Source organism: Micromonospora foliorum (assembly GCF_022229015.1).
Classification (GTDB): Bacteria; Actinomycetota; Actinomycetes; order Mycobacteriales; family Micromonosporaceae; genus Micromonospora; species Micromonospora foliorum.
Genome location: NZ_JAKKFF010000093.1, coordinates 1 through 10,496, shown reverse-complemented (window position 1 = coordinate 10,496; position 10,496 = coordinate 1). Strand labels below are relative to the sequence as shown.

At 70.5% G+C, this 10,496-nt stretch carries 5 protein-coding genes and 2 pseudogenes; 2 read left to right on the top strand and 5 right to left on the bottom strand.

Going from position 1 to position 10,496, the window contains the following annotated elements; translation table 11 throughout:
- Window positions 1-606, top strand: a pseudogene (locus PSH25_RS08715) (right-handed parallel beta-helix repeat-containing protein); the annotation flags it as partial.
- A gap of 291 nt (window positions 607-897) precedes the next feature.
- Entirely contained in the window at window positions 898-2,574 is a 1,677-nt protein-coding gene (locus PSH25_RS08710) for a hypothetical protein (RefSeq protein WP_238658505.1), read from the top strand.
- A 54-nt stretch (window positions 2,575-2,628) separates the two neighbouring features.
- On the opposite strand, the gene pulA is transcribed toward PSH25_RS08710, so the two are convergent.
- The 5 genes and pseudogenes from pulA to PSH25_RS08685 all read right to left on the bottom strand — a co-directional run.
- The gene (pulA, locus tag PSH25_RS08705) at window positions 2,629-8,124 is read right to left on the bottom strand and encodes a pullulanase-type alpha-1,6-glucosidase (RefSeq protein WP_238658504.1); all 5,496 of its coding nucleotides are present in this window, start codon (window positions 8,122-8,124) and stop codon (window positions 2,629-2,631) included.
- Between the two features lie 110 nt (window positions 8,125-8,234).
- A complete protein-coding gene (locus tag PSH25_RS08700) occupies window positions 8,235-8,543 on the bottom strand; it encodes a cellulose binding domain-containing protein (protein ID WP_238658503.1) in 309 nt (102 codons plus the stop codon).
- A gap of 485 nt (window positions 8,544-9,028) precedes the next feature.
- Window positions 9,029-9,709, bottom strand: a complete 681-nt coding sequence (locus PSH25_RS08695; RefSeq protein WP_238658502.1) for a hypothetical protein — start codon at window positions 9,707-9,709, stop codon at window positions 9,029-9,031.
- A 98-nt stretch (window positions 9,710-9,807) separates the two neighbouring features.
- On the bottom strand, window positions 9,808-10,197 hold the full coding sequence (locus PSH25_RS08690) for a DUF6841 family protein (RefSeq protein ID WP_238658501.1): 390 nt from the start codon (window positions 10,195-10,197) through the stop codon (window positions 9,808-9,810).
- 37 nt (window positions 10,198-10,234) lie between these two features.
- A pseudogene (locus tag PSH25_RS08685) lies at window positions 10,235-10,496 on the bottom strand (hypothetical protein); the annotation flags it as partial.

Here is a 10,496-nt window from a genome sequence, read left to right as displayed (position 1 = left end):
GGCGCCGCGGAGATCTTCACCGACGACGTCGACGGCGGCTCGGTCTGGGTCCACAAGAGCGAGGTCACCGACAACGAGACGCTCGGCTTCGGCGGCGGCGTCCTGGACGTCGAGGGCACCACGACGTTGCACCAGACGACGGTCAGCGACAACACCGCGCTACTCGACGGTGGTGGCGTCGCGGTGGCCGACAGCCAGCTCACCCTCAAGGACGCCACGGTGGTCAAGAACAGCGCGGCTCGCGACGGTGGCGGCCTGGCGGTGACCTCCGACAGCGTCGCGACGATCGAGAACAGCAGGATCAACGACAACACCGCGGGTTTCTCCGGCGGCGGCCTCTTCAACGACGACAGCGTCACCACGCTGCGCGACAGCGAGGTGGTGGGCAACCGGGCCCTCGGTCCGTTCGGCCGTGGCGGCGGCATCGTCAACGGCGAGGGGAGCGAGGTCACGCTCCACCGGACGAAGGTGGCGCACAACTTCTCCACCCTTCCGCCGGGGGGCATCTTCAACAGCATCGGCGGCACCGTGACGCTGGACGACGAGTCCGCCGTCACTGCCAACCGCCCGAACAACTGCTTCAACGTTGCGGACTGCTTCGCCTGATCGGGTGGGGCTGAACCACATAGAAGGGGCGCCCCTTCGAGCCGTGACCGGCTCGGAGGGGCGTACCCATTTGGGCAGGTCAGACGCTTGCAGGCCCGGCTTGGGGCGCGGTGTGTCCGTCCAGGCCCGCTGGGGGCAACATGAACCGAATGTGGGCTTCTCTCGGATAAGCCCGCGAGGCGAGGAACCTTCTCATACGGTGGTTTTGGGAGCTACAACCGATTTGTAGCAGGGGACACCCGTCTGACGGCGGCGACCCTGTCTGGTACGAGGAGAGGGCAGAGAGCTCCGATGTCCAACTACCTAACGAACAACGAAGCCTCCGGGCGGGCGACGGCGAAGCGCCGCCGCAAGCTCTGGCTCGCCAGTGGCGTGGCCGGTTTGACGGGCGTGATCAGTCTCGCGGCGGTGGGCGTCGCGGGCAGCGCCGGAGCGGTCGGCCTGAACTGGAACACCGCGCAGGTCAGCAAGGACGGTGACCAGCGGGGTGACGAGGCGCGCGACTGGGGCAAGGACGAGGACCGGAACAAGGACCGGGACAAGGACAAGGACAAGGACCGGGACAAGGACCGGGACAAGGACCGGGACAAGGACCACGAGCGCGGGAAGGAGGTGCCCTGCGACACCGACAAGCTGATTCAGGCGATCGTGTTCGCCAACAACAAGCACGGCGGTGTGCTGGAGCTGGCCAAGGGCTGCACCTACAACCTGACCCGCAACGACTACGAGGGCAACGGCCTGCCGGTGATCACCGAGCGGATCACGCTCAAGGGTGAGCACACCACGATCTCTCGGGAAGCCACGGCGGACTACTTCCGCATCCTCAACGTCGGCGCCGGTGGTCACCTCACGATCAAGGGCCTGACCATCAAGGGTGGCCAGACCCTCGAACTGGAGAACAGTGTCGAGCCGGCCGCGGTCTGGGCGGCCTACTCGGACTCCGAGGCGATCGCCGCGCAGGTGAAGGCGGGCACCCCGTTGGCCCAGGCGCTGACCGCGCGGCAGGCCAACCCGAAGGCCGGCCTGAAGGCCGCGCCGAAGGTCACCCCGAAGGTCACGCCGGGCGTCGTCACGCCGCTCGTCGAGCAGCCGGAGGAGAACGACGGCGCCGGCATCCTGGTCCAGCCGGGCGGCACCGCCGAGATCCTGGAGTCCGAGGTCGTCCTGAACCAGTCGGGCGGCAACGGTGGTGGCGTGGCCAACTTCGGCACCACGAAGATCTGGCACAGCACCATCACCCGTAACACCGCCTTCTTCTTCGGTGGCGGCGTCTTCAACGCCGGCCTGCTCAAGGTCGAGGAGTCGAAGATCAGTGACAACACCGCCGTCATCGGTGGTGGCGGTATCTCCAACGGCGCCGCGGAGATCTTCACCGACGACGTCGACGGCGGAACGGTCGAGCTCAAGAAGGCCGAGATCACCGACAACGAGACGCTCGGCTTCGGTGGTGGCTACCTCGACATCGAGGGCAACACCACGGCGTACGAGACCAAGTTCGTCTCGAACACCGCGGTTCTCGCCGGCGGCGGTATCGCTGCGGCGGACAGCCAGCTGAACCTGCACAACGCCACGATCGAGAAGAACAGCACCGCCGGCGTCGGCGGCGGTGTGGCCATCGCCTTCGACAGCGTGGCCACGTTCGAGAAGAGCAGCATCAAGGACAACACCGCCGGCTTCTTCGGCGGCGGGCTCTTCAACGCCGGCAGCGTCACCACGCTGCGCGACAGCGAGGTTGTCGGCAACCGGGCCATCGGCCCGATCGGGGTCGGCGGCGGCATCTTCAACATCTTCGGCGAGGTCAACCTGTCGAAGACGAAGGTCGCCCACAACTTCTCCACCTTCGAGCCGGGCGGTGTCTTCAGCTTCTTCGGAGACGTGAACGTGGACGACAAGTCCGCCATCACCGCGAACCGTCCGACCAACTGCCTGGCCATCCCGGGCGGCACCATCGAGAACTGCTTCGCCTGATCACCAACGAACCGGCCCCCTTCCGCGAGACGCGGAAGGGGGCCGGTTTTCACGTCACTTCTGGACGAAGACCGCCACGCTGCGCGCCGGTACGGTGAACGTGCCGGCCGCCCGGTCGAACGAGGCGGTACGCAGCACCGGGTCGGCCGAGTCGACAAGCACCGGGTGCAGTGCCACGTCCGCTCCGCGCAGCCCGGTCACCGTCTGGCTGGCCGCCGACGGGGTGCCGTTGAAGACGACGGTCACCGACTTCCACGGCCCGCCCAGCCCTCGGGCGTCCAGGGTCATGGTCAGCACCCCCGGCGTCTCCTGCGCACCGGACAGCGGGAACGCCACCCGCTGCTGCACCTGCTCGGCGGTGGCCAGCCCGAACACCGGCGACGACGCCCGGATGCGCAGCAACTCGGCGTACCGGGCGTCGGTGGTGTTGATCGCCGCGCAGTCCGGCACCAGCGCCGGGTCGGCCAGCAGCGGCTTCGCGTACGACCACTTGTCCTCGTTGTCGGGCGCGGGCGGCAGACCGGCGCCGAACCCGTTGCCCCGTTCACAGCCCCAGCGGATCTGGTTGAACCAGTCACCGGAGTTGTACGAGTTGCGGTCCAGCGACTTCGACCGCAGCCGTTCGGTGCCGGCGGTCACGAACCCGGTGCCCTGTCCCAGCACCACAGTGCCCAGCGCCAGCACCTGCATCCGGGAGCGGTCCGCCGCCGTGGTGGCCTGCGGCAGTTTGTACGCCAACGCGTCGTACAGGATCTCGTTGTCGTGCGCGTCGGCGTAGGTGACGGCCTCCCCCGGCGCGGCGGTGTAGCCGGCCGGGGAGCCGTTGTAGTCCACCTGCGCCCCGGTGACCTCACGCCCGGCGGTGTCGGTGAACCGGTAGCCGCGCAGGTTGCCGGTGAGCCCCACCTTGATCAGGTCGTGGGCGTGCAGCAGCCGGGCCTTCTGCTCGGCCGGTGAACCGTTGACCGCGTCGCCGTTCGGGTCGGTGTAGAGCCCGGAGGCGAAACCCTGCACCCGTGGGTTGGCGTCGAAGGGGCCCCCGCCGCGCACCGCGTCGCGCAGCCGGTCGTTGAAGGTGCCGATGCCGGTGCCGGCCATGTTGGCCTGGGTGGCCTGGACGAAACGGGCGTCGTTGGCGACCTCGCCGAAGTTCCAGCCCTCGCCGTAGAGCATGATCGATCGGCCGTCCACGCCGTCGCGGGCGACTGTCAGCCGGTCCAGGGCCGCCCGGACGGCCAGGATGTTCGCCTTCGGGTGGTGGCCCATCAGGTCGAAGCGGAAGCCGTCCACCTTGTACTGCCGGGCCCAGGTGACCAGCAAGTCGACCACCAGCTTGCCCATCATGGCGTGCTCGGGGGCGGTGTTGGCGCAGCAGGTGGAGTTGGCCACCGTGCCGTCCTCAAGCAGCCGGTGGTAGTAGCCGGGCACGATCTGGTCGAGCACCGACTTCGCGTCGGTGCCGGCCGCCGACGTGTGGTTGTAGACCACGTCCATGACCACCCGCAGCCCGGCGTCGTTCACCCCGGCGACCATCCGCCGGAACTCGGTGGTCCGCGCCGCGCCGACCGGGTCGACGGCGTAGCCGCCCTCCGGCACGGTGTAGTGCAGCGGGTCGTACCCCCAGTTGTAGCCGTCGGTCTCGGCGACCGCCGCCACGCACTTCTGCTGCTCGGCCGAGTCTGGCGGCAGCGCGGCCAGGTCGCAGGCCGGCTGGCGCTGCTCGGCCCGCTTCTCGGGGATCGTCGCGAAGTCGAACACCGGCAGCAGGTGCAGGTGGGTGACCCCGGCGTCGCCGAGCGCCCGCAGGTGGGTCATGCCGGCGGTCTTCGGGTCGGTGAACGCCAGGAACGTCCCCCGCCGCTCGGCCGGCACGGTGTCGTCGGCGATGGAGAAGTCCCGCACGGACAGCTCGGTGATCTGCGCCTTCGCAGCCGGCACCGGTGCCGGTTTGCGCAGCGTGCGCCACCCGGGAGGAGCCAGCGTCGGGTCGTTCAGGTCGACGAGCTGGCTGTGCGTGGAGTCCGCGGCGAGGGCCACCGAGTACGGGTCGGTGACCGCCGCGGTGACCATCTGCTGCGTCGCCGGCTGCCACGCCCGCACCTCGTACCGGTAGAACTTGCCGGTCCAGGTGTGGTCGCCGCGCACCGACCAGACGCCGGTGCGGTCGTCGCGGCGCATCGACACTGCCTTCGGCGCGGCGGTGGGCGAGTCGAACAGGTGCAGACGCACGCTGTGGGCGGTCGGCGCCCACAGCGCGAGGCTCGGCGTCCGTCCGGCGAACGTGGGCCCGAGGGTGGCGTCGGTCGCCCCGGCGTACACGTCGTCGAGCACGCCGGGGATCTGCACGCCGGTCGCGGCGAGCAGCGCACCGTCGGCGTCGCGTTCGGTGACCAGCAACTGCCCCCGCAGCGCCGCCGGGACCTTGGCCAGGTCCGCGCGGTCCAGGGCGAAGCTACGGTACGACCACAGGTGCGGGAACCGCTCGCGTTGGGCCTCGGTGAGCCCGTTGCGTTGCGCCCGCAACGGCAACGTGGTGTACGTGCCGGTCAGCTCGCCGTCGACCACGCTGACCCCGCCGCTGGGCGCGGCGACCAGTGCGTACGTCTTGCCGTCGGTCGGCGGTGTCTGCCACGCCACGGTGGACCGGTCGATCCAGTGCGCCTTCTGCTTGCTGATGTCGGTGTCCCCGCTGGCGGTGGTGGCCGTCGACGGCAGCAGGCGACCCGGTGTGGCGGCGAGCAACCACACCTCCCGGCCCGCGCTGGCGAAGTCGAGTCGCTGATCGTCGGGCAGGTCCTTGGTGTCGCCCTGGTGGATGATGTAGTTCAGGCCGGTGGCGCCGGCCGCCAGCGGCACCCGGAACACCGCCCCGAACGCGTCGGTCCTCGTGGGCTTCAGCGGCGCGGACCACTCGGTCGGGTTGGCCGCGCCGTCCCACACGTGCAGGCCCCAGCCGTCGTAGTTGCCGTCGGCCCGGCGGTAGTGGAGCACCGCGGTGCCCTCCTCGACCGGCGGGTCCGGCTCACCGGTGGCCGCCTGCCGGCTCGGGTAGATCGCCGGGTCGCCCTGTTTGAGCCAGATCTCGCCGGTCTCGGTGACGTCGATGCTGCGGTCCTGGGCGACGTCCTTCGTACCAGCCTTGTCGACGACCAGGAACTTCACCGACGTCGCGCCCGGCTTGAGTTTCACCCAGGCGAACCGGCCGTAGGAGTCCTCCCCGGCGAACGGCTGCCCCTTCGGCCACTCGGTGACGTACGCCGGGTCGATGTCCCCCCAGGCGTACAGCCCCCAGTCGTCGTACCCCCCGGCGGGGCGCTGGTAGTGCACCACCGCCCACTCCCGGGAGCTGCCCTGCGCCGGGGTCCCCACGACCGCGGTGGACCGGGCGGTGGCGGTACGGCCCCGGCCGTCGCGGACCACCGCCTTGTACTCGACCCGGGTGCCGCCGGCCAGGCCGGTCAGGTCGTGCTGCACGGTGTACGGGGCGTGGTCGGCGCTGCCCAGCAGCGTCCACCGCCCGCCGGCCACCCGCGCCGCGACGGTGACGGTGGCCAACGGATCGCCGGTCACCCGGGCGCTGACCGCCGCCCGGGTGGCGACCGGCGCGCCAGGAAGGGGGCTGGTGATGGTGATGGTCGGCTTCTCGGCCGCCGGTGCGATGGGGCTGCCGGCCCGGTACACCGCCGCCGACAGCGGCGGCACGGTCAGGGTCAACTCCCCGTCACCGCCGGCCTGTTCGTCGCCCGAGCCGCCGTAGATGCCGGTGAAGGTGGCGCCGGCCGACCAGGTGTCCACGGTGACAGTCTGCGCGGTGTCGGCGTTGTTCACGGCCACCACGTACTCGGTGCGGTCGGCCGGGGCGATCCGGGAGGCGGCGAAGACGCCCGGCCCGTCGGCCGCGTACCGGGTGACCTGCACACCGTCGCGCAGTGCCGGGTGGGCCTGGCGCAGCCGGCCCAGGTCGGCGATGGTCCGGTACAGCGGGTGGGTCGGGTCGAACTGGTCGCTGGCGTGGGTGCGGTCGGTGCCGAGCAGGTCGTCGTCGAGGTAGTCGGGAACCTTCGACGCGAACATGTCCTGGCGGGCGTCCTTGTCCCCGCCCGGGCCGGTGAAGCCCTGTTCGTCGCCGGAGTAGACCACCGGCTGGCCACGGGTCAGGAACATCAGCTGGTGGGCGAGCTGGTCGCGGCGCAGGTGGCTGGCCGGGTCGCTGCCACCAGCGGCGATGAACGAACCGATCCGGCCCATGTCGTGGTTGCCGAGGAAGGTGGGCAACCGGCCGGCGTCGGTGTCCCGGGCCGCGTAGAGGTCGTCGCGGGCGTACACGTCGGCGAGCGCCTTCGCGGAGCCGGCGCCGGCGGTGAAGCCCCGCGCGGCCTCCTGGAAGGCGAAGTCGAGGGTGGCCGGCAGGCCACCCTGCCGGACGTAGCTGGAGCTGATCTCCGGGTCGGCGCTGTACACCTCGCCGAACATGAAGAAGTCCTTCTTGCCGACCTTCTCGGCGGCCCGCTCGATGCCCTGGCTGAACTGCGGCCAGAAGTCCATGTTGACGTGCTTCACGGTGTCCAACCGGAAGCCGTCGACGCCGGTCGCGCCGATCCAGTCCCCGTACGCCTTGGTCAGCCCCCGGACCACCTCGGGACGCTCGGTCCACAGGTCGTCGAGGCCGAAGAAGTCGCCGTACTCGCTGTTCTCGCCGGCGAAGGTGGAGTCACCCCGGTTGTGGTACATGGTGGCGTCGTTCAGCCAGGCCGGGACCTTGACGCTCGCGTCCTTCGGCTCGGCGAACGTCGGCGTGTACGGGAAGGATCCCTGGTTGACCGGCGGGAACGCGCGGCTGCCGTCGGCGTAGTTGCGGTCCTCGAACGCCCGGCCCTGCGCGTCGGTGTACGGCGAGGTCGCCTTGTCCACGTACGCGTACTTGTCCTCGGCGTACTTGATGACGTCGGCGGTGTGGTTGACGATCACATCGAGGTAGATCTTGATGCCGCGCTGGTGGGCGAGCTTGACCAGCCGCTTCATCTCCTCCATGGTGCCGAAGTGCGGGTCCACCTGGGTGAAGTCGGTGATCCAGTAGCCGTGGTAGCCGGCGGAGATGTCGTTGCCGGCGCCCTGCACCGGCCGGTTCTTGAAGATCGGCGCGAGCCAGATGGCCGTGGTGCCCATCCCCTGGATGTAGTCCAGTTTGTCGATGACGCCCTTGAGGTCGCCGCCGTGGTAGAAGCCTTTGTCGGTCGGGTCGAGGCCGGTCCGCAGCCGGTCGCCGGTGAGACCACCCCGGTCGTTGCGGGGGTCTCCGTTGGCGAACCGGTCCGGCAGGACGAAGTAGAACTGCTCGGCTCGGGCGGAGTTGCCGCCGGCCTTCAGCAACGCGTCGGCGGTGGGTTCGGCACGCCACTGGGTCGCGCCGCCCGTCGCGAGGGCGGCGCGATCGGACGACCGGGAGTCCGCGGCGGCGGGATGCACGGCGACCGGAGCGCCGACGAGCGTGACGGTGAGCAGGGAGGCAAGGGTCAGCAGGGCGGTGCGCGGTATCGGCGGGGGTTTCATCGACGCCTTCCTCTGGTTGCTGATTGGCCGCACGCTAACCCTTGCCGAAACATTCTGCAATACCTTGCAAACATGGTCGCAACAAAGCAGCATCCTTGCGGAAGCGCCGCTCAGAACCCGGTGCAGCGCACCCCGTCCACCGTGCACTCCAGCGGCGTGCTGGCCGCCCGCTCCATGTGGAACCGCAACGACACCGAACCACCGGGCGACACGTCAACCCCGCTGACGTACGTGAAGCCGTCGTCGCTCGCCCGGACCGTCCCCTGTGGGACGCCCTCCACCCAGGCGGTCACCAGCCGTCCCCCGGAGAACTCCAACCGCACCGTCCAACCCCGGCTCTGGGCGGACGCGTTGACCATCGCCACCTCGCCGATGAAACCCCCGTCGAAGCTCTGCACCACCCGGTACCGTCCGGCCATCGCCGGCTGCCCCTGCCCCGCCCGGCTCGGCGACCGCGTCGCCGTCGCCCTCCCGGTCGGACCGACCGTCGGGTGGGCCGACGGTGAACCGGACCCGGCCACAGAGCTCGGCGGCAGCCCACTCGCACGCCCGGAAATCCCCGGCAGCACCGGCGCCGGAGACGGCACCGACGTGGGCACGCTCGGCGCCACAGCCGTCGGCACCGGAAGCGCCGGCGGCTGCGCGCCGTCCGGCGCCGGACTACGTCCCCGGTACGCGCCCAGAGCCACGAAGAGCAGGACCACCATCACGACGACACCGGCGCCCACCACGATCCAGGGCGACGATGCGATCGCGACCGGACCGTGCGACGGACGCGGAGCACGTCGGCGTATGCCGGACATGTACCTCCTTCAGCGGACCGTCCGCGCAGCGTAGCGATCGACGCCCCGGGCCGGAAAGCCTTGGCGGCGCAGCGCCGCCGCGCCACCCACCCGGCTCCAGCTCAGGCGATCCGGCAGTCGACCCCGTTGATCGTGCACCTGAGCGGTCGCTGCGCCGAGTCACCCCAGCCGACGCGAAGCCGCAGCGTCCGAGAGTCACCCGCATTCAGCGAACGGGTGCCGCGCACCACGAACTCCCCGTTCCCGCGCCCCCACACCGAGATGCCCGAGTCATCACCCACTCGCAGGCTCCACGTGTCGTCGTCGAACGCCAACTCCACCCGCCAGTCGATCGACTGACTCGACTCGTTGGCGATCGACAGCTCAGCCGCGTCTCCGTCCCAACCGTTCGTACCGACCTGGTACCGGGCGCTGACCGGCTCCTCCGCCGATGCCGGCGGGGCCGCCAGGACGCTCGTCCGCCCCGGAGTCGGCGATCCCGTCACGGTCGCCCGCGGCGACGGCGTCCGACTGCTGCGCGACGGTCGCGGCGACACCGAGCGCCGCTCCACAGCGGCCGGAGTCGGCCCACCGGTGGCCGACGCGGCGGCCGGCACGGTCGGCAGGAACGCCGGAGGCGCGGCCTGCTCCGGCGCGTCCCGCTCCCTGGTCCGGAACGACAACAACGCGATCACCAGGAGCAGCACCAGCGCGCACACACCGAGCAGCACCACGATCCACGGCACCGACGCCAACACCCGCGCCGCCCGCGAATCTGCCGCACCGTCCGGGCGTACCGCCATCAGGTCTCCCCTCGTCCCCCACCGACGCGACAGCGTAGCCAGAGCCGCACGGACCGGAAACCGGGCGGGTACGGATCGGACCGACCGGCCCCGGTCGGTCAGCCCGTCCGGACGACCGTGCAGATCAGTGGTCCGTCATCCGAGATACGCAGCAGATAGCGGTACCGCTCCCCCGGCACCGCCTGCCCCTGACTGTCCAGGAACTCCCACTCCACCGCCACCATCGTCAACAGCGCGGACACCGGCTGCACGTCCTCGATCCGGGCATGGGCCGCGACCAACTCCCGGTCCTGATAGTCGGGCGCGGCGCCCACGAAGGACAGCGCCACCGCCGCCGCGGACGTGAACGAGAAGCTGTAGGTGTCGGCCACCACCAACCCGGGCAGCGCGTAACAGCCGGCGATGGCCGGCAGATCGCCGGAGGTCAACGCCACGCCGTACCGGTCGAAGAAGTCGGCCAACGTGTCAAGATCCGTGGAGGCGTTCACGGTCACAGCAATTGCCGGTCACCGCCCAGGTCAAACCTCAGCGCGGCGGCACCCGCACCTCGATCTCCGAACCCAACCGGGCGTCGGCGGCCAGACCGAGGTCGTCCCCACTCCAGAACCGCCCCGGGTCGTACCAGTTCGGACGCCGGCCGGCCGGCAGCAACCCCATGGCCTCATAGGTCACCGCCACCACCTCGGCGCAGTACGCCGTCTCCAGCGCCCGGTCCCGCTCCCCCGCCGACCGGGCCGAGTTGGAGGGGTTGGCGCGGTCGGCCTGGTTGGCGCGGTCGGCCTGGTTG

Bases quoted from the DNA above. Each gene is read 5' to 3' on its own strand.
- PSH25_RS08710 (WP_238658505.1), top strand. From the start codon at position 898: ATGTCCAACTACCTAACGAACAACGAAGCCTCCGGGCGGGCGACGGCG.
- pulA (WP_238658504.1), bottom strand. From the start codon at position 8,124: ATGAAACCCCCGCCGATACCGCGCACCGCCCTGCTGACCCTTGCCTCC.
- PSH25_RS08700 (WP_238658503.1), bottom strand. From the start codon at position 8,543: ATGGCCGGACGGTACCGGGTGGTGCAGAGCTTCGACGGGGGTTTCATC.
- PSH25_RS08695 (WP_238658502.1), bottom strand. From the start codon at position 9,709: ATGGCGGTACGCCCGGACGGTGCGGCAGATTCGCGGGCGGCGCGGGTG.